Source organism: Sphingobacterium thalpophilum (genome assembly GCF_038396785.1).
Taxonomy (GTDB): Bacteria; Bacteroidota; Bacteroidia; order Sphingobacteriales; family Sphingobacteriaceae; genus Sphingobacterium; species Sphingobacterium thalpophilum_A.
Genome location: NZ_CP151087.1, coordinates 5018359 through 5045137, shown reverse-complemented (window position 1 = coordinate 5045137; position 26779 = coordinate 5018359). Strand labels below are relative to the sequence as shown.

Sequence of the window (26779 nt, the reverse complement as noted above, 5' to 3'; positions counted from 1 at the left end):
CTGTTGTGAGCTTGTTAACTAAAGATGTAAAACATAGATTAGCTCTTCGGCTTCGACTCTGTCAGGCCAAACGACATCCCTGGATTGCGTGAACACCAGTCAGCCCGCGCAATAAATGAACACTGGACCAGCGACATTATTCAAATTGGACTAGCTCATTTGCATCTATTGGCTGTAATTTTGGATAAAATCAAGAAATAGCTATTTGCATGTATGTACCCAAACATTTCCAGTTCGAAGATTACGCAGAAAAGGTCGAATTTATGCAACAATATAGTTTTGCGACCATTGTATCGATTAAAGAGGGGATTCCAATAGCCACACAGCTCCCCTTCCACATCCGTACAGATAAAGATCAGCTGCTTTTAACATCACACTTCGCTCGCGCAAACGAACAAGCCAATTATATCGAAAATACGCCGTCATTGGTTATTTTCTCCGAACCACATGCTTATATCTCACCACAACACTATGACAAGGAAGAAAGTGTGCCAACCTGGGATTACATCGCTGTACATGCCTATGGCCTTGCATCCATCCTTACAGACGAAAAAGCAAAAAGTAAAGCCTTAGAACAGATGATCCTGAGTTACGAAGAAACCTATTTAACACAATGGGAAAGCCTTTCCGATCGTTTTAAAAGTGGTATGATGCAGGGTATCGTCGCTTTCGAACTTGTCGTTACAGATTTACAGGGCCAAAAAAAATTAAGTCAAAATAAAAGTGAAACAGAAAAACAGCGTATCCGTGATTTTCTAAAAAATAGCGACAATGAGCTCGAAAGAAATATTGCCGCAGCAATGAAAAATGGATCAATAAGTAACAAAAAAAAATGAACACACACACTGACATAGCAATCACACAGGTAAAACTAACAGATATTGACCTGCTGCAGCAAATAGGAAAAGCAACATTTATTCAGACCTTTTCAGACACGAATACCGAAGAAAATATGAAGACCTATCTGGCCGAAGGGTTTTCAAAGGAAAAATTATTGTCCGAGCTCTGCGATAACGAATCTGAATTTTACTTCGCTGTCTTGAAAAATGATGTTATTGGCTACCTAAAAGTAAATACCGGCCAGGCCCAGACCGAACAACAGTGCCCGCAGGCATTAGAAATCGAGCGCATATATGTATTACAGGAATTTCAGGGTAGAAAAGTGGGACAGTTATTGTTTGAAAAAGCATTAGCCTTAGCTCAAATAAAAGCAGCTTCATTTATCTGGCTTGGTGTTTGGGAAAAAAACTTGCGGGCAATCAATTTCTATCAGAAAAATGGTTTTGTCGCATTCGACCAGCATATTTTTCAACTGGGTGACGATAAACAAATAGATATCATGATGAAAAAAACAGTACAACCGCACCATGCGTGAGTTTATAGCAGAAAATATACAGGTCATACAACAACGTATAGACGAAGCCTGCAAAACAAATCGTCGCGATCCCCGCGAGGTAAAATTATTGCTGGCCACTAAAACCGTACCTGCCGAACGTATAGAAATCGCGCTGCAAGCTGGTCAAACCCTAATTGCTGAAAATAAAGTGCAGGAACTGAAAGACAAATTTGAGTATTTAAACGCTGTTCCCCATGTCAATCATTTTATTGGTCATCTTCAAACCAATAAGATCAAGGATCTGCTCAAATGCAACGTATCCTGCATCCATTCGATCGATCGTATAGATCTCGCCGAAAAATTGCATCAGCGACTTTTAAAAGAAGACAAAACCATGGAAGTACTCATCCAGGTAAATACTTCCTTCGAAGAGAGTAAGTACGGCGCTGCTCCAGGGGAAGTGATCGGCCTGGTTCAGCAAATAGCAACACTAAGCACATTAAAGATTAAAGGACTGATGACTATTGGTATATTGAGTACCGAGGCCGAACAGGTACGTGCCTGTTTTAAATTGCTCAAACAAATTCAACAACAGATTCTAGCCCTAGCTATTCCCGGTGTATCGATGCAAGAATTGTCGATGGGCATGAGCGGAGATCTAGCGATAGCGATAGCAGAGGGCGCTACGATTGTCAGGGTAGGCACGGCAATTTTTGGACAACGTCCTACACCAGATAGTTATTACTGGAATGAGAACCTATAACATAAAAACCAATGCGGATACATTTTATACAACACGAAGTTTTTGAAGCACCCGGGGCCTATTTAACCTGGGCGGAAAAACAACAGCATGAGCTCACCTTTTCCCAGGTCTATCAACAGGACCGTCTGCCGGAAGAAATCGATTCCATCGATGTATTGATCATTATGGGCGGACCTCAAAGTCCAGATTCATCCCCGTCAGAATACCCTTATTTTGACGCTAAGGCCGAAATCGCTTTTATCCGCCGATGTATTGATGCTGGCAAGGCGGTTGTTGGTATATGTCTGGGCGCACAATTGATTGGCGAAGCGCTGTCGGCAACGTACAGACATAGTCCGCAAAAAGAAATTGGAGTTCTCCCCATCACGCTCACAGAAGAAGGAATAAACGACAGCAAAATAGCACATTTTGGCAGCCCATTACCGGTCGGACATTGGCACAACGATATGCCTGGACTTACCCCAGAAAGTAAAATCTTAGCAAGCAGCGTCGGTTGCCCTCGACAAATTGTTCGCTATACAAATCTCGTCTACGGATTTCAATGCCATATGGAACTCACACCTGAAGTCGTCCGGCTTTTGATAGCTGCAGAAGAAGATCTCTTTCTTCAAAGCCAATCGTTCCAATTTGTCCAATCACCTGACGAAATTCAGGCTTATGATTACAGCGAAATGAACAGCAAACTTCATACATTTTTAGATTTACTTGAATGTGCATACACGAGAAGTCTAATAAGTAAATGAAGGGTATCTGTCTAAACGGGAGTGTAAAAATTTACAAAGGTAATTCATTCGTTGGATAAAAAATAGTAGATTTGGTGTAACACAAAAAAACTATTGATGAACCTAAGACGCAGTCAACTTTTAAAAATGGGCTATCTAGCCCTTCTGGCAATTTTCCTACACGCCTGTGTTTCCCAAAAAGAAAACAAAAATCTGACTTGGTATCAACATCAGGTTATCGAGCAGCTTGTTCCGGAAACTGATTCCAGTTATAGAGTTCAAATTGGTATTATGGCTGCGACCTTCTGGCTGGACAATCAGGATGGTCAACTGGCCAAAAAATTGAATCTCCTGCAACAGAGCTACACGCAACGAAATAAAGTCGACGTCGCTGTTCAGCAAGGTACCAACAAAATCATTCGCGTCACCAAATCAGAATAGAGCACGCTCTATCTAGGCAACACAAATGATTTTGGCACCACCAATACTTCAATTATAGTTACTTCAATTATAGTTCATATCCTAGGCCCACACAAATCATCTTCTCAATAAGGTCCGGACAGACCACATGGTAAATTAAGCAATCTTATTCATTGCTATAATTTGAGGCGTTTCCTGTAATTTTTCACCAGCCACTTTTCCAAATGCCACAATATAAGGTTGTTGATTATGCGCATCCAAGCCCGCTTGATCTTCCCAGATTTCATAAAATATAAATTGATTTTCATCACTGTTTACCTGGTGCAGATCATACTGTATACAGGCTGCTTCCTTTCTACTTGCTTCGACCATTTCTAACAATAATGCCAATACTTCTTCCCGATGTGCGGGAACTGCCTTTAAAATTGCGGTTAAATATACCTTCATGTTATTGATTTTATTTTGGTAATTTACTCTTTTCATCGCAATAACGCCATGGATAAAGCGATTTATCGATCAATAAATTTTTAGTTCAACGTAGTTTCTAAATGGAAGACCTCTTCCAAATATTGTTTATATTCCTTTTCGTAATTGTCGACACGTTCTTGAGATGCCCCCTTTTCCATATCATGAAAATGGAAACTTCCCAGGTGTTCCAATCCTGCAAACTGATTCATCTTATGAAAACCGAATAAAACACCGGCATCAACTGAATGCTGATCAAAAAACTCATTTTCCATTGTAAATGCTGTCTCAGGGGCATTCCAGCTCGAAGTCACCATGTATTTTTTACCTTGCATCAAACCTCCGGTGCCGTAATTAATTGCCGGATTCTTACGCGATCGACCATCATTTTTATAGATACCGTTGTTGTGACCGGCCGTAAAGACTTCATCGATATAAAGTTTCAGACGATTCGGAACCTGAAACCACCATACAGGAAAATGGTAAACGATAATGTCTGCCCATTTAAAATTTTCAACTTCAACCATTGGATCAAAATCATCATTGATATTGGTAACCCTTGTTTCAAATCCATTTTCAGCCAATGTTTCAACGGTCCAATTTGTTATCGTAGTATTAAAAGAACCTCCCGAGTGTGCGAATTTCTGTCCGCCATTGATAATAAATATTTTCATTTCTATAATTTTTCTTATTGATAACACAAATTTCTATCATATTTTTAAATCATACAAATAATTTAAATTGTATATTTGTATCATAAAAATAATAACTATGAAATGGAACTTAGAATGGCTTCGTACATTTAAGGCAATCTATGAAACCGGAACATTATCTGCAGCTGCACAGGAATTGTTTATTTCTCAACCTGGTGTCAGTCTACATCTGAATTCCCTGGAAGCCTTTACCGGGCACAAGCTTTTTGATCGATCTGCGCGAAGAATGGTGCCGACTGAAAAGGGGAAAATCTTGTACAACTATGTTATTGACCCGCTTAAAAAACTAGAAACCGGTGAACAGCATTTTCACAAGCGTGCATTGGACGAACGTGTCACAATCAGTATCGGAATGTGTTTTGAGACCTTTCAATACACGCTGGAAGAACATATCGCGCAGCTCCCCTTTAATTTAATTATCAAATTTGGAGAATATCCTCAGATGCAGCAGGATCTTGATAATGGTTTATTGGATCTTATTATTACACCTCAAAAAGGAAACCAGCAGAATCTACAATATGAAGCTTTCTCAAAAGAGCGCATTGTCTTGATTGCAGGTTGTCAGACCGACACATCCACACTCGAGTCACTACTGAGCGACAATAAAATTAAGGAAGCAGCTCAACTCCTGAAAAAACAATTGTGGTATAGCACGGCTGCCGATATGGATCATTTAAAAAACTATTGGTCGACACACTTTGGCGAACATCCAGACTTCAGTCCCAATTATATCGTCCCAAATATCAGCTCAATCATACGCTGCTTGAGCAACAATACTGGTTTTTCCATTGTTCCCGACTTTCTTTGTGCCGAAGCACTTGCATCCGGAAAAATAAAACTAATCTGGGAAGGGACTTCTCCCGTGGAGAATATACTTTACTTTGGAACGAGAAAGAAAACCATGTATCAGGAAGAAATCGGTCAATTGGAAACGCTGTTAAAAGAGAAATGGTAGATCACCGGGCAATTTCTTGCCGATAGTCCGATTTCCGCTATTGATGCAGCATTTTACTTAAAAATTCGGGCGTAACGCCAATATATGCCGCAACTTGTTTCTGCGGAAGACAGTCGATCAATGTAGGATAACGTGTACAGAACTTTTCGTAACGTTCTTTGGCAGCTAGACGGAGATTCTCCATCGATCGACTTTGATAATAAACCAATGCATTTTCGGCAAGTATCCGAAAATAGACATTCAGTCTCGGAATCTCCTGATAGAGCCGATGCAGGTCTACTTTGGAAATCATCCATACCTCAGATTCAAATACCGCATCAATGTATAAGTTGCCCGGTTTTCCGGTTACCAAACTATACATATCGCCGATCCACCAGCCTTCGGGAGCAAACTGTTGAATATACTGAAAGCCGTTTTCATCCACGCAATAACTTCGTAGACAACCCGAAGCGACAAAAAGAGCATACCTGCTCAGATCGCCCTCCAACAGCAAATATTGTTTCTTCTTCACTTTTTTGGATTTCACAACAGCCAATAGGCGTACGATTTCATCTTCCGTGAGGTCGATCTCTTTCTGAATACTGTCCAACAATAGCTGTTTGTCCATAAATTAAAGGATGATATAGAACAAACATAGATAAATTGATGTTTGTATCCAAAAAAATAGACAAGCAGCGCCTTTTCTACGAAGGGAATACGCTTAACTCTTCTAAAAGAAATACGTTTTTTGCAACACCACTTTATCTTTACGCGCATACAACCGATCAAAGTCCACCGATAGCCCCGATACCTGAATCCCGTGTGCAGCAAAATGATGCTGTGCTTCATGATAGTGATGCGTACTATCCAAAATTGCCTTTGTGGGAATACAGCCCACATTGGTACAGGTACCACCCAATGTATCATATTTCTCTACAAGTGCGGTTTTATACCCCAATTGGGCACTGCGAATCGCCGCAACATAGCCGCCTGGGCCAGACCCAATGACAACCAAATCATATTGTTCCATATACGAACTATTTTTAGTTAACAGAATTATTCACAACCAGAACAGGTCTTACAAGTACCCCCCGCATAGCTACCATCCAAAAGGCTACGATAAAAATTTCAATACATACGGCAATCATAATAAAAAATAAAATACCAAAAGGTATATTTAAAAAAATAGAATACACCGTATTATTCATAAATATTTAATTTCATTAAAATCAGCGCAAACCTACAAATAAAATACCAATAGGTATATTATTAATAAAAAAATAGATCAAAAAAAATAATATGAAAGTCAATTCTACGCAGAAGAGATTGTGCTTATGTTTAGGATAAAGGGATATTTTTTAACTTGCTTCCAGATTAGCACCAACAGCGTCAAACGATTATTTTCAAATGAAACAGCATAATTACATCGCCACAATTACGTAGACAGGAAATCGCGGCAGCGGAACCGATCATTATAAAAACTACGAAAGAAGCCATCGCATTAGCATTGACGGCAAAGCTGAGATTGAAGGTTCTTCGGATCCAGCGTTCCTGGGAGACCCCAACAAATACAATCCCGAAGAGCTATGCTTGCCTCCCTGTCCTCCTGCCATATGTTATGGTACCTGCATTTCTGCTCGGTCAATAAAATTATTGTAGAAGAATATGTAGACCACGCAACGGCGATCATGCTTGAAGAAGAAAGTGGAAAGGGCTATTTTAAAGAAGTTACGCTAAATCCTTCAGTCCGGGTAAAAGATTCTACGATGATTGCACAAGCCATTGAATTACACCAAAAAGCAAGTGAATATTGTTTTATTGCCAATTCAGTAAACTTTCCGGTCTTGCATAAACCCAACGTCAGCATCAGCACATCCAGCTAAATGAATGAACTTTCTTCTTCACATGATATGCTGTCACATGATATGCTGTGAATTGACAAGAACGGTGATACCTAATCGAATTACGACATAGCTTAGCGCTATTTATTGGCTAGCCGCTCCTGTAACTCCCGACGGAAAGTAATACCGACCGGTAGGGACGTATTATTGATCTGCACCATTCCATGCTCATATTTGATCACCTTATTGATCGAAGCAATGTAAGATTTGTGGATACGGATAAACTTTGATGCCGGCACCTGTGTGAGAATTTGCTGGGTGGTGCTTGCGGTCAAAAATGTCTGACTAGGAGTGACAATTTTCACGTAATTGCCAAAGCTCTGGATAAAATCGATCTGCGATAATTTAACGTCAATAATACGGCCATCCATGCGTATACTAATTGATTTGGGTTCTTCTTCCTGGGGCGAAACAGCCATGTTATAGGATAAAAAACGTTGAACAGCCTTAAAAAAACGAGGAAATGAAATAGGTTTTAACAGATAATCAACAACGCCGTAATCATAACTCTCCAATGCGTATTCAGAATATGCTGTTGTCAAAATCGTTTTGGGTGGGTTATCCAGCATCTTCAGAAACTCCATCCCATTAATTTCGGGCATTTCAATATCCAGGAAGATTAAATCTACTTTGTTCTCCCGAATAAACTCCAATGCCTCAAAAGCATTATAACACTGAGCGACCAACTGCAGATCAGTACTTCTTTCAATATAATTTACCAGTACATAATGCGCCGCAGGTTCGTCATCAACCACGATACAGCTATTTTTATTCATTGTTTAAAGATTTATAACCAATGACACCTCATACTCCTCTTTTTGGGAATTTGTCGTTAATGTATACCGATTAGGATACAAAAGCTTTAACCGCGCTATTGTATTTTCCAGACCTATTTTCGCCGAAAAAACATTCCTTTTCTTAACGGGAACAGAATTCCGTACATGCAAATATAAGTTCCCTTTTTCAATCTTGATCGAAATATGTACAAAACAATCTTCAATACTGCAGGTTCCGTGTTTAAAAGCATTTTCTACGAAAGTAATCAAAAGCATCGGCGCTATCTGATAATTGATATCTTCTTCTTTTTGATAATCAAATTCAATTTTCGTGCGATAGCCTAATCGTTCGCGCTCCAGTTCGATATAACTTGAGATAAAATCGATCTCATCATCCATACCGACAAATTCCCGATCGCTGCATTCCATCTGATAACGGAGAAGCTGAGAAACTTTGATGATCAATTCGGACGTACGTTCTGGGTATTTTAAATTAATACCATAAATGGTATTCAATGTATTGAATAAAAAATGTGGATTGAGCTGTTTTTTTAAATGCGATAATTGCGTCTGATTGGAAAGCAGTTCACGTCGGGTCTTCACCCGTTGGAAGCGATAAAACTCTATAAATTGGATACTACCCAATATACAGATCAAGGATCCCAATAATACACCAAATTGATAATGGAACGTTTTCTGAACAAGATTCTTGTAAAGAAAACAATTCTTGTAGATCACGTTATCCGTTAGCTCTTTTAATATGAGTGCAAAAACCAGTAGTGTTGCCACCGACGCCAAAATATACAACAGCGTTTTATTCTTCTTCAGTAGCAATGGCAACAGGAAAAAGCGATTCAATTGCGCATGCGCATAAAGGATCAAGAAATAGAGCACCCCCATCAAAAATCCCTTCCAGCTCAGGATCAAAATCCAATCGTTCAAAGTAAAGAGGATAAACGAAAAGATCAATAGCACGATCTCCTGTATCACCTTGTTCTCCAAAACCTTTCTCATAATCCTATTTTTGTTAAAAATCTGTTACAAAGTAAAAGTTTTAAGTTTATAACAGTAGAAAAATAAATGACGAATTAAATTGGTCACTTTTAAACGCTATAGATCATTTTAAAGGGACATCGCAATTCATCTCATCGCTATCTTCGTGTCCATAAAATGATAGATAACCTATGCTGAAATTGAATTTAGTGCTGTCATTGGCTGTATCACTTGCGACCTCCTCTTCCTTCGCTCAGAAGCTTACGCTTCGCGATGCCGTAGAACAGGGTATTGCAAATTATGGAAATATCAAGGCAAAGGAATATTATCTCCAGTCCTCCCTGCAGACCAATGAACAAGTCAAACGCGACTTTTGGCCCAATCTGAACATCGTAGCCCAACAGGACTTTGGAACAGTCAACGGACAAAATGGTCCACTGTATGGATTCGGCGGACTAGGGGTAGCTTCTTCAGGAGCCGCTCTTCCCGAACAAAATTGGAATGCCGCATTTGGTGCGCTTTACTTAGCCAACGTCAATTGGGACATTTACACCTTTGGACGAAAAAAAGAACGGATCGAATTGGCCAAATCTGATACCAAACGACTACAGGCCGATCTCGGCCAGGAACAGTTCCAGCATAAAGTCAAGATTGCTGCAGCTTACCTCAATTTATTGGCGAGTCAGCGCTTGGAAAAAAATCAACAGATGAACCTCGACCGTGCACTGGTATTTTTAAATATCGCTGCCACGAAAGTAAAAAACGGCATATTGCCCGGCGTAGATTCAACGCTAGCTTCTGCCGAAGTCTCACGCGCAAAGATCAGCCTCAACCAAGCCAGCGAAAATGTTAAAGAGCAAAACAACAAATTAACAGTACTGATGGGAATACCAGCAAAAAACCTGCAAATAGATACCTTGCTCGTCCAGAAAACACCAGTACAGCTAACTCCCCTTTCAGACAACTTGATTGAAAGTAATCCTATTCTGCAATTTTATAAAAGTAAAATTGAATTGGGTGAACAACAATTAAAATTATCAACCAAAGAATATTTTCCCACTGTAAGCGCCTTTGGTGTTTTTCAGACAAGAGGATCAGGTTTTAAGAGCGACTACATTACGGATCTACAAGCTTATAGCACAAATTATTGGCAAGGAGTTCGTCCCAGTAGGCAAAATTATCTCTTGGGATTGGGCATAAACTGGAATCTGACTTCTATTGCACGCATTAATAAAAAAATCAGTGCACAGCGCTTTACGAATGATGCCCTAAGAGAAGAATACCAAACCGCCGAAGCCCAATTGGCAGCACAGCTGGATGCTGCTGATGTTAAAATTCAATTGGCCCGAAAAAGTGATCTAGAAGCTCCCCGACAAGTGTCGGCAGCTCAGCAAGCTTACAATCAAAAAATGACGATGTATAAAAACGGCCTAGCGACACTTGTCGACGTGACGCAGACCTTTTACACATTAAATAGAGCCGAAACCGATCGAGAGATCGTCCACATCAATCTTTGGCAGTCGCTTTTACTAAAAGCCGCCGCTGCGGGAGATTTTGATATTTTCAACAAAGAACTATAAATAACATTACATGAATTTAATACGTTTTGCCTTACGCAAGCCGATATCCATCCTCGTACTCGTATTGGGACTTATTGTCTTTGGCATAGGTGCCGTTCGATCGATCAAGGTGGATATCCTGCCAAAAATGAACCTTCCGGTTATTTATATTGCCCATCCATTTGGTGGCTATTCGCCGGATCAAATGGAATCTTACTTTGCCAAAAACTACGTTAATATCCTTCTTTTTGCCAATGGGGTCAAGTCCATTGAGACCAAGAATATTCAAGGTCTGACCTTAATGAAAGTATCGTATTACGAAGACACCAACATGGCCCAGGCTGCAGCCGAGCTAAGTGCCCTGGCCAATCGGATCCAGGCCTCCTTTCCTCCAGGCTCACAACCACCGTTCATCATTCGTTTTGATGCCTCCTCCCTTCCTGTGGGTCAACTGGTATTGAGTAGTAGCAAACGGTCCAATAATGAACTGCAAGATCTGGCCAACGTCTATGTCCGGGCATCGTTTACGACAATCCCTGGTCTACTGTCGCCCCCTCCTTTTGGGGGAAGTCCACGTACAATTGAGGTCAACGTTGATCCCGATTTAATGCGGAGCCACAATATGACGCCCGATCAGGTTGTAGAAGCGCTAAGACTGAACAATCAAACCGCCCCTGCAGGAAACGTACGCATTCAGGATAAAAACTACATTACACCAACGAACAACACCATCAAGGATGTCAAAGATTTTGAAAAAATCCCGCTATTTAAAGGTGGAGTACAAAATCTTTACCTTGGCGATATTGCTACCGTAAAAGATGGTGCCGACGTTACCGCAGGCTATGCTTTGGTCAACGGCAAACGTTCCGTGTACGTCAGTATCGCCAAAGCCGGCGATGCCTCAACCTGGGAGGTTGTCCAGAATTTAAAAGCAGCCTTACCAAAAATTCAGGAGAATTTACCCGACGACGTCAAGTTATCTTATGAATTTGACCAGTCCGTCTATGTCATCAATTCCGTAAAGAGTTTGATTACCGAAGGTGCAATCGGTGCTATCCTGACCGGACTTATGGTGCTCCTATTTTTAGGTGATCGAAGAGCCGCGCTGATCGTTATCCTGACCATACCGATATCCGTGATATCCGGAGTGCTCTTTCTGAAACTCTTCGGGCAGACCATCAACCTCATGTCCCTCAGTGGACTAGCCTTAGCTATTGGTATCCTGGTCGACGAAAGTACGGTAACGATCGAGAATATACACCAGCATCTGGATATGGGTAAACCCAAAGCCTTGGCTATCTGGGATGCCTGTAAGGAGATCGCCTTACCAAAATTATTGATCCTGCTCTGTATATTAGCCGTATTTGCACCTGCATTTACCATGACGGGAATTCCGGGCTCGCTATTTCTTCCCTTGGCCCTGTCCATTGGATTTTCGATGATCGTATCCTTTCTTCTTTCGCAGACATTCGTTCCCATCATGGCAAACTGGTTTATGAAAGATCATGCCCATAAGGCTCCACATGCGACCAAATCCGAGGGTTTAAATGCAGATGAAGCCCAGTTTGCAGCATCTGGACTGACCGTAGAATCCGAACAGGATACCTTGAATCAGAAGAAACTATTGGTGGAACGGGAAGACTTTAACAACGATGGAAAGATCAGTATTTTTGAACGGTTCAGAAACAGATTCATGAAAATGATCGACCATTTGTTCAAAAGGAAGAAAACCATCACGGTAGTTTATCTCCTTGGAGCAATAAGTCTTGTTGTCATTTTACTTTCCACAATCGGACAGGATGTATTTCCGAAAGTTAACTCCAGTCAGTTCCAAATGCGCCTTCGTGCAGCTGAAGGTACACGTATCGAACGCACCGAAGAAAAAGCAAAACTGGCGCTGGCCGAACTGGAAAAACTGGTTGGCAAAGAACATATTAGCATATCTTCTGTCTATATCGGTCAACACCCCGGACAGTTTTCAGTATCGCCGATCTATCTTTTCATGGCTGGTCCACATGAAGCTGTTTTCCAAATTGCACTGAAAGACTACCATCACGATATGGACAGTTTCCGTGATGAATACCGAAAACGCCTGAAAGCGGCAGTTCCAGATGTACAGGTATCCTTTGAACCGATCGAACTTACAGATAAAGTATTAAGTCAGGGATCGCCCACTCCCATTGAAGTTCGGATAGCAGGAAAAAACAAAAAGAACAACGAGAAGTACGCCGGTAAATTGATTGAGGAACTAAAAGCCATCCCTTATTTTAGAGATGTGCAATTAGCACAATCCATTAAATACCCTTCGTACGATATTAAGATAGACCGCATCAGAGCTGCACAACTGGGTATCGATCTCAGCGAAGTAACACGATCGCTGATCGCTTCCACCTCTTCTTCGCGTTATACCGAAAAAAACACCTGGATCGATGAAAAAGCTGGACTTTCATACAACGTCCAAGTTCAGGTTCCCATCGATAAAATGAAAGATGAGAAAGAAATCGGTGAAATCCCCTTATTAAAAAATTCAGCGCGACCAATACTGAGCGACGTTGCAACGATCACACCGTCCTTCACCTATGGCGAAAACGACAATTTAGGTGCAATGCCTTATGTATCAGTTACAGCAAATATCGATCATACCGATTTGAAAACAGCCTCCAAAGATGTAAAACGTAGTATCAAAGCCCTTGGTGAACTCCCGCGTGGATTATCCATGGAGCAAATAGGCCTCGGAAAAGTATTGGAAGAAACCATGAGCAGCCTTGAATCTGGTTTGGCTGTTGCCATTATCGTTATATTCCTGATGCTATCAGCCAATTTCCAATCGTTCAAAGTTTCTATGGTTGTACTCACCACAGTTCCTGCGGTGGTGCTGGGGTCATTACTTCTATTGTTGTTAACCGGATCTACCCTCAACTTACAATCCTACATGGGGATTATCATGTCGGTGGGTGTATCCATTGCGAACGCTGTTCTCCTCATCACCAATGCCGAACATATCCGTCGGCATCATGGAGATGCGCTGGCTGCCGCTCGTGAGGCAGCATCCTTACGGCTTAGACCCATTATCATGACCAGTTTAGCCATGATTGTAGGCATGCTCCCTATGGCCATTGGCCATGGTGAAGGTGGTGAACAAGTTTCACCACTCGGTAGAGCCGTCATTGGCGGATTACTATTTTCAACATTTGCCGTACTCGTCATCTTACCGCTCATATTTGCTTGGGCGCAAGAAAAAAGCAGTACACAATCGATCTCATTAGATCCTGAAGACAAAGAAAGTAAACACTATATTGCCGCATTAAAACCTTTATCGTAAAAGCAGTATAATCTATAAAACATGAAAAATAATTTGTTCAAAATATTAGCAATCGCCGGCCTGATCGCATCCTTAACAGGATGCCATTCGGCTGCCGAGGAAAATGTCAAAAAAGAAAGTCCCGAAGCTGCAGCTCCGGCAATGGAGACATTTGTACCTTCCAAACAGAAATTAACCAATAAAATGCAGATCCCCGGGGAAATCACGGGATTCCAGCAGGTCGAAATTTACGCCAAGGTCAGTAGCTATGTCAAAAGCCTCAATGTGGACATCGGCAGTAAAGTGCATGCAGGCCAGTTGTTGGCTGTCTTGGAAGCTCCCGAATTGAGTTCACAGCTGTCAGCAGCCAAATCGCGGCTCAAATCACAGGAGGCGGTCTATATGGCTACAAAAAGCACTTACGACAGACTCTTTGAAACCAGCAAGGTCGAGGGAACGGTGGCTAGATTGGATCTTGAGGTTGCTGAGTCAAAAAAGAATGCGGATTTTGCACAGTACCAAGCCGCTAAATCGGCCTACGCAGAGGTACAAAACCTGTTGAATTATTTGGAAATCAGGGCACCCTTCGACGGTGTAATCGCAACAAGAAATGTCAATCAGGGCGCCTATGTTGGTCCTGCTGGCCGTGGCTCGGAAATGCCCATCATGACCATTCAACAACAACGCAAACTGAGGTTAGCCGTTGCTGTTCCTGAACAATATTCGAGTTGCCTCACCGAAAACCAGCCCTTACAATTTACTGTCAAATCATTGCCTGAGCAAACCTTCTCGGGTAAGATCGCACGTAAATCGGGTGCCTTGGACAGTAGATTAAGATCCGAACGGGTAGAAATTGATATTAACAATATCGACAACAAGCTATTGCCCGGCATGGTCGCAGAGGTCGAATTACCTTTAACATCGCAAGACAGTACTTTCGTTGTGCCAAAATCAGCGGTATTTACTTCGGGCGAAGGAAGCTTTGTGATTGCTGTCGTTGCTGGCAAAATCCAACGCATCCCCGTACAGAAAGGGCGCAGCATCGATGGTCAGATTGAAATATTTGGTGACGTAAAACAAGATACTAAATTGGTCAGCAAAGCGGATGAAGAGATTATAGACGGAACATCAGTCAAATAGGACTTCTACTAATTCCTAAACAAAAGAAAGACCGACCCCAGTTGTAATGGGGTCGGTCTTTCTAATTTAAATGCCCCTAAATTTAAAGGGTTGGACAGCCTTTAACAGCGTATTTAAATTGCCTTTTTGACAAGCATTATTCAGCCGCTTTTGGGTCTATCGCTGCTGCCGCCGCAGTTAACGCCAAGGCACCTCCTACAAGCATTGCCCCCTGCCCCTTTTTTTCCTTAACAGCCAGCACGTCTCCGCGCTTATTATACAGTTCAATAATATTATTAAGGGCTACTGAACCGGTCTGCCAGAGCTGTGCCGCATAAAATTTTTGTTCCGTAGTTTTAACAATAGCTTTACCATCTTCTAAAATCGAATAACTTAAATAACTACGTAAACTGTAAGGTGAATCGGCGCCTTCAAATCGAGCAAGTTTTACCGCAAAACTCTCGCCACTCATATCATACATATACACTTTTTCTTTTTGGGATGATCGTACAATGGATTTAACATCGTTTTTAAAATCAAAATAATGCCCATCTACATAGGCATGTGGTGGGATAAGTACCACATCTTTAGGCAAACTTACCGATCCTGTGATAGAACCGTTCACCCAAGCATCATTGAATATAGTGGATTTACTAGCGTTTATATCGGAAACCGAAACATTCATCTTTCCATTAAAAGCAGCTTGTTCAGCAGAATAGCCTTGCGTTTTACCATTAATAACCATGGCCGAATTTTTAAGATCCCATAAGATCGGTTTATCGATTTTATTTTCTATTCGAAGGTAAATTCGACCATCCCTGTCGGCAAAGGAATAATCAATTTGTACTGTATCATTATTAAATGAAAACGTTCCCTTGTCTTCATCTTTTTTTACATTCTCCCCATTGAATGTCATGAGATAGTTGGAAGAACAGGCTGAAAGAAAAACAGCACAATACATTAGCATGTGAATTTTAAATACTTTTCGCATAATATCAGGATATCTTAGTGTAATTGCAACGGCACAAGTACTATTGATAACAATATAAAAAACTATTATTAAAAAAACAGCGAAACGACCTGAAATAATTTTCTAATTAGCGTATTAATCGCAAAGTATCGCTGTTTCTATCAAAATAGTACATGATCGCCATAAAGCAGTAAATGCCCCTCTTTTATCGCCCGTTACAGGTTTTAAATTGCTTTACACCAGTTTCCCTAATAACAGGGATATTGCAAGGGGTTAACAGGGGGATAACAGGGGGTTAGCAGGGGTAGCTTCCCAGTTAACCCCCTGTTAATACCTTGTAAAAAGACTACGATATCCTTCTTAATGGAGAATAGGATATTCGACTGATAGTAACCATAAACAAATCAAGGAATAAACTCAACTGTTGGTCTGATTAGCGTAACAAAAACGGTTAAACGAATAGAAGTTTTTTTAACCGGAAAGCAAAAGCTATATTTACAGTCAACTAAACCAAATCCAATGAAAGAGAAATCTATCGACAGAAAAGATCAACAAGCCAATAAGATATTTGAAAGAAGGACATTATCCTCCGATTATAGAACGATTATCCCCCTACTATCTCCTGGCATGGAAATCTTGGACGTGGGCTGCGGTACCGGAACGCTCACGAATGAGGTAGCAACTTATATTGGCGACGGAACGATAACCGGGCTCGATAATACACCGTCTTTTATCGACAGTGGCAATGAGCACTATGGTAGCACCCAAAATCTGAACCTTGTCTGCAACAATATTTTTGATTATCAGCCTCCACATCCGTTCGACCTGATTATAACGGCGCGCACCATGCAATGGTTAAGTGATATTCCCAGGGCATTGGGCTTATTTAAATCCTGGTTAAAGCCCGGAGGACAAATCTCTATTTTAGACTACAATCACACCTCCATTGAATGAAACCCCGCCCCTCCGGAAAGCATGCTCACATTTTACCATACTTTTCTGAAATGGAGAGCAGATGCAGGTATGAACAATTGTGTTGCTGATGAGGTCGCTGCACTGCTCCAGGAAGCAGGCTTCCATTCGGTTCAGGTTATCCATGCCGATCAGACCTATAAAAAAGGAGAAGCTAACTTTGATACCAATCTGGCCATCTGGAACAAAGTCGCCCAATCGCGACAAATGGTTACGGAAGGGTATATCTCCGACGAACTTCGCTTACAGGCTATCGCAGAATACAGCCAATGGATCGAGACAGAAGCGACAAGCATGACACTTAAAATGAACGATGTACGGGCTAAAGTATAATCTCCTTTTATCCGTTTTCCTCCTACTGATACTCCCCGGGCTGGCCGTAAAAGCACAGCTCAGGGATACCATGATCAATGTAGGCAACCATAGCCTTCATTTTACTGTAATGGAAGGAAAAGGTATCCCCATTGTCTTTGAATCTGGAGCGGGAAATGATGGTTCCAATCCCGCTCAGGTTGTTGGCACAGTAATGATCGATATTGTATCCCCTTATTTTATGACCATGGAGCGATCCAAATCATTGAAGAGCGAATATGCCAGTGAGCTTGATAACATCAAAAAAGAAAGCTTAGGGTTCTATCATCTCGTTTTAAACTACGAAGCATCAACGGCTGTTTTACATGAGGTTGCTGGAAAAATCAATGTCCCCATGACTGTCATTGGTTCAGGAAAATCGCCTTTTGAAGAACCCGATCGCAGTTTATTTATTGCTGCCCTTAAAAAATTTGCAGATCAAAAAAACAATAGACGTTATCTTTTGGCTCAAAATGCGGAGCATCATGTTTTTTATGACGAACCGGATCTGGTCATGGATGAAATCGTCAAATTATATCAAAAAACCGCATTCGAGTAATCAAAAAGTCTATCCGTACAACCGATTTTATTTGTAGCTTAGCAAGGCTGTACAACACACAACAACTTATCTTATGGATCATCAGGCCCAAAATGTCATCGATACACCGAGCAACAATACGGTGTTTATGGTATGGAATTTCCACGAAAATGTGGTCATTAAAGATGTCTTCCAACGCTTATGCGCATTGGTTGTCAATCTCAATAATTCGGCGCAGGTACGTTCAAATCTTGTAAAAGCCAGCGTGGTATTGGGCATAAGCCACCATGCCTGGAAAAAGCTGGAACTCAACGAACCTATGCCAAAGGAATTGGTTCCTTTCGAACCTATCATTGGTCAAAAACATGTGGCTGTGGCTACACCTGGAGATTTACATTTCCATATTCGCGCTTATGAGAAAAGCTATTGCATTGACATGGCGACCGAAATAGCAGCCTTATTAAGTCCCGTTGCCGATTGCAAGGAGGAAATTCATGGGTTCAGATATTGGGATGGCCGAAGTATCTTGGGTTTTGTCGACGGAACGGAAAATCCCCTTGGTGAGGATCGTGCTTTCTTTGGTATCGTTGGTGATGAGGATGCAGCCTATACGGGTGGAAGCTATTTATTTGTACAAAAATATATTCACGACATGAACGCCTGGCGTTCTTTACCCGTCGCTGAACAGGAGAAGGTCATCGGCAGAAGCAAAGCAAACGATATTGAGATGGGCGACGATGAAAAACCGACTAATTCACATTCGGCCCTAGCCAATGTCGGTGACGATTTGAAAATTGTTCGCGACAATATGCCTTTTGGGCAAATCGCAACAAATGAAATGGGAACCTACTTTATCGCTTACGCCAGCACATTCAGTACCGTACAATTGATGCTGAACAGAATGTTTATTGGTGAACCCGAGGGGAATTATGATAGAATACTGGACTTTAGTACGGCCCATACCGGCTCCCTGTTCTTCTGCCCAACAATCAATATGCTGAAAGAATTTGCAGGTTAAAAGCCGTATACCCACTATCTCGGATCATTTCCAACAGGATATCCCAACGAAGTGCACTTCGTCATGGAATATGGTCCCACAAATTTATTTTTAAAACTACACAACAAAAAAAATGGAAATCACTATTATTCAGCTAGGTGACGAAAACATTGCTGAAGTTAAAGGTTCAGGCGTCTTTATCCATAATCTCGATGATGGTCTACAGATTATGGTCGACTGTGGCGCGCAAGAAGCATACAAAGCAATTATTTATCAAGAGAACATCACAGACGATTTCTTCGAACTTAAAACAAAACTTGCCGGTGAAATACTTCAAAAATATACGCAGTATGGCTTTGACATTGCCATCGTTGGCGATTTCTCCAAATACAACAGCAAAAGTTTAAACGATTTTATCTACGAAAGCAATAAATCAAAAAAAATCAATTTTGTAGGTACGCGTGAAGAAGCGATAGCCAGGTTTTCAAAACGTTAAACCATGCGCATTGATTCAGAAAGATTAGCGATTCGGCCCATCATGCCGGAAGACAGTCGGGCAATATTCGGGTATCGTTCAGATAAAGAAACGAATAAATACCAAGGTTGGATTCCAGGTTCTTTGGCAGAAGTCGATGCATTTATTGCAAAGAATCCGAGCATATTCAATCTTCCAGAGTCCTGGTTTCAGCTCGTTATGACCGACAAAATAGCAAAGGCTGTAATCGGCGATATTGGCGTTCATTTTTTTGGTGCTGAACACCTGCAGGTGGAATTGGGCTGTACGATAAAAAAAGAATTCCAGCAACAGGGTTATGCCAAAGAAGGACTGAAAACAGTTATAGAGGCCCTGTTCCGTCAGTATCATAAACATCGGATCATGGCCTCGGTAGCTCCGGAAAACAAGGCATCCATGCAGCTTTTAACAAGTTTGGGATTCCGAAAGGAAGCTCATTTTGTAAAAAGCTATTTCCATAACGGTCAATGGGAAGATGATGTGGTCTTTGCAATCCTTGCCGAAGAATGGGATTCAACACAATAAGTCGTCTCTTCGCGACTTATTGTGTCGTACGATTGATCCAATCGGCATAAGACAGCACGCCCAGTTCGGGCCTGCCCTCCCCTTCCAAAACTGCGATAAACTCCAATTGGTTGCCATCCGGATCATTAAAGTAAATGGCCAATGCCGGCATCCATGCAAAGACCATCGGTGCTTCGATCCCATCCTTTAAAAAATTATAAGGTGTCAGGTCACGTGTTTTCAGATAGTCCACGGCATAGTTCAAGATATCCTCTTTATCCGCTCTAAAAGCAAAATGTCTCGGTTGAAAGTTTGTTTCTTCCTGCCACAGGCCCAACATATAGTCTTTGCCGGTTCCAATCCATAAAAAAACAATAGGACGTGTCGGATCGCGATGTGCCACACGTAATCCCAATACCTCCGTATAAAATGCGACCGATTTAGCTAAATCACGCACCTGAATATGCGTTTCGTATAAACCTTGTATCATAAGTTATTTCATTTTAAAATTATTTCAATCCATTGATAGCGCGCTCGTGATGTAAATGCAAGATCGGATAGGATTTGCCCATACCATCTACAGCTGAGCGTCCGATAAGCTGATATCCTTTTTTCAGATAAAAATCAACAGCCTGCTGATTTTGCTCATTGACATCAACTTTATACACCTGGAGCTTATCCAGTACATACTGTAGTGCCACAGTCCCAATACCTTTTCCCCTGTAGGCTGAATCCACAAATAACATTTCTAGATTATCATCGGAGACAGCGAAAAAAGCAGTAGGCTGTCCCTCATCATCGATGACATATACCTTTAATTGTGGTAAATACTCGGTTGGGATCAGTCTCTTATATAACTGAAGATCCTCCTCTTTCAAAAAATCATGTGTTGCCCGAACCGAATTTTCCCAAATGCGCAGGATTGCCGCATAGTCGGCTTCACTTGCCGCTCTTATTTCCATAACGATTATCTCCCTCTAAAAATTCTTATTTACACCGTATCGCTACGGAATGGCATTCTTATAAAAGCTTCCCTTCCGCTTTACAGAAAGGCAATGTAAGTTAAATTGGAGAACTAAAATCATGAAAAAGTTAAATAAGACAGAAAGATGATGATTTAGGTTCCGATAATTTGATTTCAGAGAAAACAACCTTATCTTGTAAATAAACGCATTAGCCATGTACAACACACTTCTATTTAAAAAATATCTCCCGGAAGATTTTGACGCTTTCCACGACTTGGTTAAAGGGGATGATGTCATGAAATACATTACTGGTAAAGGATTGTCCAAAGAACAGGCCCGGAAAAAGTTCGATTCGATTCTCGAGATCAACCAGGATCCTGATTTAGGTTATTTTAAAGTAATCGAAGCGGATACGCTAAAGCTTTTGGGGGACTGTAAGCTTGTTAATTATAAAAAAGATCCAAGTGTATTCGAAATTGGTTATTTGCTGCGCAAAGAACATTGGGGAAAGGGGCTGGGAACACAGATTTGCGAGTCGATGCTAACCCTTGCCACAACATTAAATCCAGGTAAAGATGTGATTGGTATTATTGATCCCGATAACACCGCATCGAGACGACTACTGAGCAAATTCGGATTCAAAAGTTTCTTCGTTGGGATAGAAGACGATATTGCCACAGAAAAACTGATGCTCAAACGGACAGCATCCGAATAAACAAAGCCCATTCGAATATTAAAAACAATAGGAACTGTATATGCCCAAGCCGAACAAAAAGTCAATGAAGTTTAAGGTAAAAACAACTTATAATACACACGAAAGTCTTCAAGATACCTTATCATTCTTTGGCGTAAATTGCCACCGCCCCTATTATATTTCTTCTGGAAATCCGATTTTTGAATACCCAAGCAATGCTTTTCGTATTGATTATTATGCCATCTGTATCTGTACAGCGGGCGATATAAATATTCAGGTAGACAATCAGGAATACCATATCTCGACAAACCATATCCTCATATCCGCCCCAACAACAATTATCCGGTTTTCGCAGGTCAGCGCCGACTTTAGAATGAAGCTACTCTTTTTTGACAAAGCATTCCTGCTTAAACATATTGTCAATCCATTCTTTATCGAACAACTGGGGCTTTTTAAAAATTCGACCTTTACCATTGTCAGCTCCCAAGATAAACAAATTGACAAGCTGTTAAAATTAATGGACTACTTCAAAGAAGTTACCTTAAGAACAACACATTTTACAGCAGATATCATCCGCACGATCATCTTTAATCTCCTGTTAGAGATCGCCGACGAATTGGTCTCTAAAGACCATAATACAACGGAAAGTGTACAAGAGACCAACAACCTGTTCTATAAGTTTACAGACCTGGTTCAGCGACATAGCAATCAATACAAAGAAGTACAATATTACGCCGACCAGTTATTTATTTCAAACAAATACCTCATTCAGATTGTTAAAAGAGCATCAGGTAAAACACCACATGAAATTATTGATGAGCGTGTGCTTAAAGAAGCCTATGTGCTGCTCGGGAATCCCGAAAAGACTATCTCAGAAATTTCTTATGAAATCGGATTTAATTCCATCTCAGCATTTGGTCGTTTTTTCAAAAAATACTCCACCTTATCGCCATCAGAGTACCGAAAGCGACAAAATATGTAGAAAGAGGAAATTCGGTAGAACAATAGCGAATTTGAGGGCACAAATGATTAAGGTGGTCTTTGTAACTTTACTCAACAATTAAAAAAACATAAGAATCATGAAAGAAATCACCTCAAAATTCGACAAAGTATTAAATGCATCTGCTGAATATGGAAATGTAAATCATGAACCCGATTCAAGCAAAGAACAACAACGTAACACACCGAAAAAATCGATGCCCTTTTCTGATCAGATCGGAAATTATCAACGCAATAAAGGTATTCCACCAAAATCATATAAAGACAGTAAAATTTACATCGTCGGAAGCGGTATAGCAGGGATGTCTGCAGCCTACTATTTTATCCGAGATGGTCATGTTCCTGCTGAAAACATCACATTCCTTGAACAGCTCCATGTGGAAGGCGGCTCGTTAGATGGCGCCGGTAATGCAACCGACGGCTATGTCATCCGCGGTGGTAGGGAAATGGATATGACCTACGAAAATCTTTGGGATATGTTTCAGGACATTCCTGCATTGGAAATGCCTGCCCCCTACAGTGTTCTGGACGAGTACCGTTTGATCAATGACAACGACTCCAACTACTCCAAAGCAAGGCTTATTCATAAACTTGGTGAGATAAAAGACTTCAGCAAGTTTGGATTGGGCAAAATGGATCAGCTGGCCATCATTCGATTGCTCCTCAAAAATAAAGAAGATTTAGATGACTTAACCATCGAAGACTACTTCAGCGAGTCATTTTTATCCAGCAATTTCTGGACCTTCTGGCGTACCATGTTCGCTTTCGAAAACTGGCATAGTTTACTTGAGCTGAAATTGTACATGCACCGCTTTTTACATGCGATAGACGGATTGAATGATCTTTCATCACTCGTATTCCCGAAATACAATCAATACGACACCTTTGTGACCCCTTTGCGTAAAGTACTTCAAAGCAAAGGTGTAAACATCCGATTCAATGTATTGGTCAAAGACTTGGATATCCAAAGCAATACCGATGGAAAAGTTGTGGAGGCCCTGATTACAGAACAAGACGGTAAAGAGGTAAAAATTCCAATCGGAAAAGACGACTTCGTCATTGTGACAACTGGATCAATGACAGAAGATACCTTCTACGGCGACAACAAAAATGCACCGATCATCGCTATCGACAACAGCAGCAGCGGTCAAAGTGCAGGCTGGAAACTCTGGAAAAATCTGGCTGCCAAATCCGCCATCTTTGGTAAACCCGAAAAGTTCTGCAGTAACATCGAAAAATCAGCATGGGAGTCTGCGACCCTGACATGTAAACCTTCGGCTTTAGTCGAAAAACTAAAAGAATATTCTGTCAATGACCCTTATTCCGGCAAAACAGTCACTGGCGGTATTATTACCATTACCGATTCTGATTGGCTGATGAGTTTCACCTGTAATAGACAGCCACATTTCCCTGGCCAACCGGATGATGTTCTTGTCTTATGGGTATATGCCTTATTTATGGATAAAGAAGGAAATTACATCAAAAAGCCAATGCCACAATGTACTGGAGATGAAATTTTAGCCGAACTATGTCACCATTTGGGCATTATTGATCAACTGGACGATGTTATCAAAAATACGATTGTACGTACGACATTTATGCCTTACATCACCTCGATGTTTATGCCAAGAGCAAAAGGCGACCGTCCGAGAGTCGTACCTGAAGGATGTAAAAACCTGGGCTTGATCGGTCAGTTTGTCGAAACCAACAATGACGTTGTCTTTACCATGGAAAGCTCGGTACGTACCGCACGTATTGCGGTATACGAACTGCTGAACTTAAACAAGCAGGTTCCGGATATTAATCCCCTACAATACGACATCCGCCATCTTTTGAAAGCAGCCAAAACATTAAATGATGACAAACCATTTGTGGGCGAAGGCTTACTACGTAAAATGCTAAAAGGCACTTATTTTGAACATATCCTGCCTATCGGTTCTGAGGAACAAGAAGACCATGAATCTTTCCTGACAGAGCAGATCACCAAATTCAAAGATTGGTTAAAAGGAATTAAAGGATAGGGATCACAACCTGCGCCATGATTCCGTGGCGCAGATTTTTACGAATTGAAAAAACAATAACATCATGGACTTTAAAAATATAACGATAGCTGGCAGTGGGGTTTTAGGCTATCAAATCGCTTTCCAAACAGCATTTCATGGCTATCATGTCACTGTATACGACATCAACGACGATGTATTAAAAAAAGCAGCAGCAAAATTTGATATTTTGGCGCAGGCATTCGAGAAAGATCTTCATGCGAGTAAAGAACAACTGGCTTCAACCTTTGACAGGCTCAGCTATAGTTCAGATCTGGCCGCGGCGGTAGCAAACGCAGATCTTCTTATCGAAGCCGTTCCCGAAAACCCAGCCATTAAAATTGGCTTCTATCAGGAGTTAGCGAAAGTGGCTCCGGAGAAAACCATTTTTGCCACAAACTCCTCAACCTTGCTACCAAGTCAATTTGCCCAAGAAACCGGCCGTCCAGAGAAGTTCCTGGCGCTACATTTTGCCAATGAAATCTGGAAGCACAATACAGCAGAAATTATGGGCCATCCGGGTACAGACAAAACTGTATTTGAGCAGGTTGTAAACTTTGCAAAATCCATTGGCATGGTTGCCCTCCCGCTGCACAAGGAGCAGCCTGGCTATATTGTAAACTCCTTACTTGTCCCATTACTTTCGGCGGCAACAGATCTTTTGGTCAACGAAGTGGCGGATGCCCAAACGATCGACAAAACCTGGATGGTTGCCACTGGGGCGCCAACAGGCCCCTTCGGCATACTCGATATCGTTGGCATCACAACAGCTTATAATATCAATAAAATGAGCGCCGATGCAACAAATGATCCCTTAAAGATCAAAACAGTGGCCTATCTCAAAGAGCATTTTATAGACAAAAACAAATTGGGCGTCGCTACTGGGGAAGGGTTCTATACCTATCCCAATCCGGCCTATCAATCGCCCGACTTTTTAAAGTAGGTCTCTTCATAAACACTAAATCGTCGCAGGTGGAGCGGTGACGATTTAGTGTTTATGCTTATTTCAATCCGCTTCCTTCTTTCACTCATTCGCATATACTCCGTTCAACCATGCAAAAGTTGAACGATGCTGTCCATTCAATACCGGTTTGCTGATACCCATTGTTTTAAGGATGGCATCAAATGCTTCACCGATCATCAAATCATCACGATTGCTAAAAAGTGAAACCACAAGGTCTTTCTGTACATCGATATATACGATATGATGAAACCCGGTAGATTCACCTGAATGAAACAGGATTTTATGGCCTGCATTTTTTTGAATAAACCATCCGAAATGATACGCTATTCCATCCTTTACCGGGTAGGCCATTTGATCGAACAATTGCTCCAGTCCCGGCTGTATTAACCGATCTTTTACCAAAAAATTGGCCCATGTATGATATTCATCCGCAGATAGATAAACACCCCCATCCCCCTGTGTCGCACTTGTCACACTCTGATCGGCAAACAGGTAGGAGCCTTCTGTCGGATGATAACCGTAGACTCGTTCATCAACCGTCGTGCCCGGTTCATATACCAATCCCTTGCTAATGCCTATGGGTTCAAACAAGTGATTTTTGACAAAGGAAGCAAAGGATTTTTTTGCAACATGCTCGACAATCAGCGATAAAAGACAATAGCCTGTATTGCTATAGCGAAATTGACTTCCCGAAGGGAAATATAAACGATCAGTCTGCCGGATATACTTCAGCACATCCTTATCCGATACCTGATCTTTCCTTTCTTTCGGTATAAGCTCTTCATAGTCCCAGATTCCGGATGTATGTTGCAGAAGCTGTGCTACAGTAATACCTTTCAGCGCGACTGGCAGATCTTTAAAAAAAAGGGACAATGGGTCGTCTAGTTTTAAACGCTTTTGAATCACTAAGGTATATATCGCCTGTGCAGTCACCTGTTTGCTTACCGATGCCAGGCGAAAATGTGAGCTGGATGTGATTGCACGTTTTTCCTTCAAATCTGCACGTCCAATTGCATAACGATAAATAAGACGACCATTTTGGCTAACTGCACAACTAATCCCCGGAGCTGCCGGGTCCTTGTAATAGCCTGCAATGGTGCTATCCAATTTTGATTTATCCATTTTTTGTCCCATAACAGCACTTGTTACACAGATCAAAATAAAACTCAGTTTTAGGTTTATCATATTTTATACCGCACATTTCGGTTTATATTGTCAGCCTACTGAAAGGCACAGCGTATTAAATCAATTTGATCTTATTGCTTTTCAA

The 26779-nt window shown here is 41.3% G+C and carries 29 protein-coding genes and 1 pseudogene; 20 read left to right on the top strand and 10 right to left on the bottom strand.

Going from position 1 to position 26779, the window contains the following annotated elements:
- Positions 1-209: 209 nt before the first annotated feature.
- The 5 genes from AACH28_RS22320 (at position 210) to AACH28_RS22300 (ending at position 3262) form a co-directional block, all read left to right on the top strand.
- On the top strand, positions 210-836 hold the full coding sequence (locus AACH28_RS22320) for an FMN-binding negative transcriptional regulator (protein ID WP_341831545.1): 627 nt from the start codon (positions 210-212) through the stop codon (positions 834-836).
- A complete protein-coding gene (locus AACH28_RS22315) occupies positions 833-1375 on the top strand; it encodes a GNAT family N-acetyltransferase (protein WP_341831544.1) in 543 nt (180 codons plus the stop codon). The genes AACH28_RS22320 and AACH28_RS22315 overlap by 4 nt, the downstream gene beginning before the upstream one ends.
- Entirely contained in the window at positions 1368-2099 is a 732-nt protein-coding gene (locus AACH28_RS22310) for a YggS family pyridoxal phosphate-dependent enzyme (protein WP_341831543.1), read from the top strand. The genes AACH28_RS22315 and AACH28_RS22310 overlap by 8 nt, the downstream gene beginning before the upstream one ends.
- An 11-nt stretch (positions 2100-2110) precedes the next feature.
- Positions 2111-2842, top strand: coding sequence for a type 1 glutamine amidotransferase (locus tag AACH28_RS22305; RefSeq protein WP_341831542.1), 732 nt, complete (start codon positions 2111-2113; stop codon positions 2840-2842).
- A 96-nt stretch (positions 2843-2938) separates the two neighbouring features.
- Positions 2939-3262: a hypothetical protein gene (locus AACH28_RS22300; RefSeq protein ID WP_075993833.1), complete on the top strand. Its 324-nt coding sequence runs from the start codon at positions 2939-2941 to the stop codon at positions 3260-3262.
- Between the two features lie 135 nt (positions 3263-3397).
- Here AACH28_RS22300 and AACH28_RS22295 read toward each other — a convergent pair whose 3' ends face one another.
- Positions 3398-3688: a putative quinol monooxygenase gene (locus tag AACH28_RS22295; protein WP_341831541.1), complete on the bottom strand. Its 291-nt coding sequence runs from the start codon at positions 3686-3688 to the stop codon at positions 3398-3400.
- Between the two features lie 80 nt (positions 3689-3768).
- Positions 3769-4380 carry an NAD(P)H-dependent oxidoreductase gene (locus AACH28_RS22290; RefSeq protein WP_286753337.1) on the bottom strand — a complete coding sequence of 204 codons (612 nt, stop codon included), beginning with the start codon at positions 4378-4380 and terminating at the stop codon, positions 3769-3771.
- 97 nt (positions 4381-4477) lie between these two features.
- On the opposite strand from AACH28_RS22290, the gene AACH28_RS22285 reads away from it, so the two are divergent.
- Positions 4478-5374, top strand: coding sequence for a LysR family transcriptional regulator (locus AACH28_RS22285; RefSeq protein ID WP_075993836.1), 897 nt, complete (start codon positions 4478-4480; stop codon positions 5372-5374).
- Positions 5375-5411: 37 nt separating this feature from the next.
- Here AACH28_RS22285 and AACH28_RS22280 read toward each other — a convergent pair whose 3' ends face one another.
- The gene (locus AACH28_RS22280; RefSeq protein ID WP_341831540.1) at positions 5412-5981 is read right to left on the bottom strand and encodes a Crp/Fnr family transcriptional regulator; all 570 of its coding nucleotides are present in this window, start codon (positions 5979-5981) and stop codon (positions 5412-5414) included.
- 114 nt (positions 5982-6095) lie between these two features.
- Positions 6096-6383, bottom strand: a pseudogene (locus AACH28_RS22275) (FAD-dependent oxidoreductase); the annotation flags it as partial.
- Between the two features lie 583 nt (positions 6384-6966).
- Here AACH28_RS22275 and AACH28_RS22270 point away from each other — a divergent pair.
- Positions 6967-7236, top strand: coding sequence for a hypothetical protein (locus tag AACH28_RS22270; protein ID WP_341831539.1), 270 nt, complete (start codon positions 6967-6969; stop codon positions 7234-7236).
- A 98-nt stretch (positions 7237-7334) separates the two neighbouring features.
- On the opposite strand, the gene AACH28_RS22265 is transcribed toward AACH28_RS22270, so the two are convergent.
- Together AACH28_RS22265 and AACH28_RS22260 are read right to left on the bottom strand one after the other, a co-directional pair.
- Positions 7335-8030, bottom strand: a complete 696-nt coding sequence (locus AACH28_RS22265) for a LytTR family DNA-binding domain-containing protein (protein ID WP_341831538.1) — start codon at positions 8028-8030, stop codon at positions 7335-7337.
- A 3-nt stretch (positions 8031-8033) separates the two neighbouring features.
- Positions 8034-9044: a histidine kinase gene (locus tag AACH28_RS22260; RefSeq protein WP_341831537.1), complete on the bottom strand. Its 1011-nt coding sequence runs from the start codon at positions 9042-9044 to the stop codon at positions 8034-8036.
- 170 nt (positions 9045-9214) lie between these two features.
- On the opposite strand from AACH28_RS22260, the gene AACH28_RS22255 reads away from it, so the two are divergent.
- Genes AACH28_RS22255 through AACH28_RS22245 form a run of 3 tightly spaced genes read left to right on the top strand, consistent with a single transcriptional unit; the run spans position 9215 to position 15023 of the window.
- A complete protein-coding gene (locus tag AACH28_RS22255; RefSeq protein ID WP_341831536.1) occupies positions 9215-10603 on the top strand; it encodes a TolC family protein in 1389 nt (462 codons plus the stop codon).
- Between the two features lie 10 nt (positions 10604-10613).
- Positions 10614-13904 carry an efflux RND transporter permease subunit gene (locus AACH28_RS22250; protein WP_341831535.1) on the top strand — a complete coding sequence of 1097 codons (3291 nt, stop codon included), beginning with the start codon at positions 10614-10616 and terminating at the stop codon, positions 13902-13904.
- Between the two features lie 21 nt (positions 13905-13925).
- Positions 13926-15023, top strand: a complete 1098-nt coding sequence (locus AACH28_RS22245; protein WP_341831534.1) for an efflux RND transporter periplasmic adaptor subunit — start codon at positions 13926-13928, stop codon at positions 15021-15023.
- 136 nt (positions 15024-15159) lie between these two features.
- Here AACH28_RS22245 and AACH28_RS22240 read toward each other — a convergent pair whose 3' ends face one another.
- Positions 15160-15993 carry a hypothetical protein gene (locus tag AACH28_RS22240; protein WP_341831533.1) on the bottom strand — a complete coding sequence of 278 codons (834 nt, stop codon included), beginning with the start codon at positions 15991-15993 and terminating at the stop codon, positions 15160-15162.
- A gap of 498 nt (positions 15994-16491) precedes the next feature.
- Between AACH28_RS22240 and AACH28_RS22235 the strand changes: the two genes are divergently transcribed.
- From AACH28_RS22235 to AACH28_RS22210, 6 genes are all read left to right on the top strand, one after another.
- Positions 16492-16926, top strand: coding sequence for a class I SAM-dependent methyltransferase (locus AACH28_RS22235; RefSeq protein WP_341831532.1), 435 nt, complete (start codon positions 16492-16494; stop codon positions 16924-16926).
- Positions 16927-16947: 21 nt separating this feature from the next.
- On the top strand, positions 16948-17277 hold the full coding sequence (locus tag AACH28_RS22230) for a hypothetical protein (protein ID WP_341831531.1): 330 nt from the start codon (positions 16948-16950) through the stop codon (positions 17275-17277).
- Complete coding sequence (locus AACH28_RS22225) at positions 17258-17854, top strand: hypothetical protein (protein ID WP_341831530.1); 597 nt, start codon at positions 17258-17260, stop codon at positions 17852-17854. Before AACH28_RS22230 ends, AACH28_RS22225 begins: the two co-directional genes overlap by 20 nt.
- Positions 17855-17927: 73 nt before the next feature.
- The gene (locus AACH28_RS22220; RefSeq protein WP_341831529.1) at positions 17928-18851 is read left to right on the top strand and encodes a Dyp-type peroxidase; all 924 of its coding nucleotides are present in this window, start codon (positions 17928-17930) and stop codon (positions 18849-18851) included.
- 112 nt (positions 18852-18963) lie between these two features.
- On the top strand, positions 18964-19326 hold the full coding sequence (locus AACH28_RS22215) for a DUF4180 domain-containing protein (RefSeq protein WP_046675035.1): 363 nt from the start codon (positions 18964-18966) through the stop codon (positions 19324-19326).
- Positions 19327-19329: 3 nt separating this feature from the next.
- Positions 19330-19869 (top strand): GNAT family protein, encoded by a 540-nt coding sequence (locus tag AACH28_RS22210; protein ID WP_341831528.1) that lies wholly within the window; start codon positions 19330-19332, stop codon positions 19867-19869.
- 16 nt (positions 19870-19885) lie between these two features.
- Here AACH28_RS22210 and AACH28_RS22205 read toward each other — a convergent pair whose 3' ends face one another.
- On the bottom strand, positions 19886-20338 hold the full coding sequence (locus AACH28_RS22205; protein WP_075993850.1) for a VOC family protein: 453 nt from the start codon (positions 20336-20338) through the stop codon (positions 19886-19888).
- 19 nt (positions 20339-20357) lie between these two features.
- The gene (locus AACH28_RS22200; RefSeq protein WP_286735368.1) at positions 20358-20810 is read right to left on the bottom strand and encodes a GNAT family N-acetyltransferase; all 453 of its coding nucleotides are present in this window, start codon (positions 20808-20810) and stop codon (positions 20358-20360) included.
- Positions 20811-21027: 217 nt separating this feature from the next.
- Between AACH28_RS22200 and AACH28_RS22195 the strand changes: the two genes are divergently transcribed.
- The 4 genes from AACH28_RS22195 (at position 21028) to AACH28_RS22180 (ending at position 25488) form a co-directional block, all read left to right on the top strand.
- Positions 21028-21528 (top strand): GNAT family N-acetyltransferase, encoded by a 501-nt coding sequence (locus AACH28_RS22195; protein WP_341831527.1) that lies wholly within the window; start codon positions 21028-21030, stop codon positions 21526-21528.
- A gap of 64 nt (positions 21529-21592) precedes the next feature.
- Positions 21593-22489 carry an AraC family transcriptional regulator gene (locus AACH28_RS22190; protein ID WP_115050774.1) on the top strand — a complete coding sequence of 299 codons (897 nt, stop codon included), beginning with the start codon at positions 21593-21595 and terminating at the stop codon, positions 22487-22489.
- Positions 22490-22586: 97 nt separating this feature from the next.
- Positions 22587-24527: an oleate hydratase gene (locus tag AACH28_RS22185; protein ID WP_115050009.1), complete on the top strand. Its 1941-nt coding sequence runs from the start codon at positions 22587-22589 to the stop codon at positions 24525-24527.
- 64 nt (positions 24528-24591) lie between these two features.
- A complete protein-coding gene (locus tag AACH28_RS22180) occupies positions 24592-25488 on the top strand; it encodes a 3-hydroxyacyl-CoA dehydrogenase (RefSeq protein WP_115050007.1) in 897 nt (298 codons plus the stop codon).
- Between the two features lie 81 nt (positions 25489-25569).
- Here the strand turns inward: AACH28_RS22180 and AACH28_RS22175 are convergent, their stop codons facing one another.
- Positions 25570-26694, bottom strand: coding sequence for a serine hydrolase domain-containing protein (locus AACH28_RS22175; RefSeq protein ID WP_341831526.1), 1125 nt, complete (start codon positions 26692-26694; stop codon positions 25570-25572).
- Between the last annotated feature and the right edge of the window lie 85 nt (positions 26695-26779).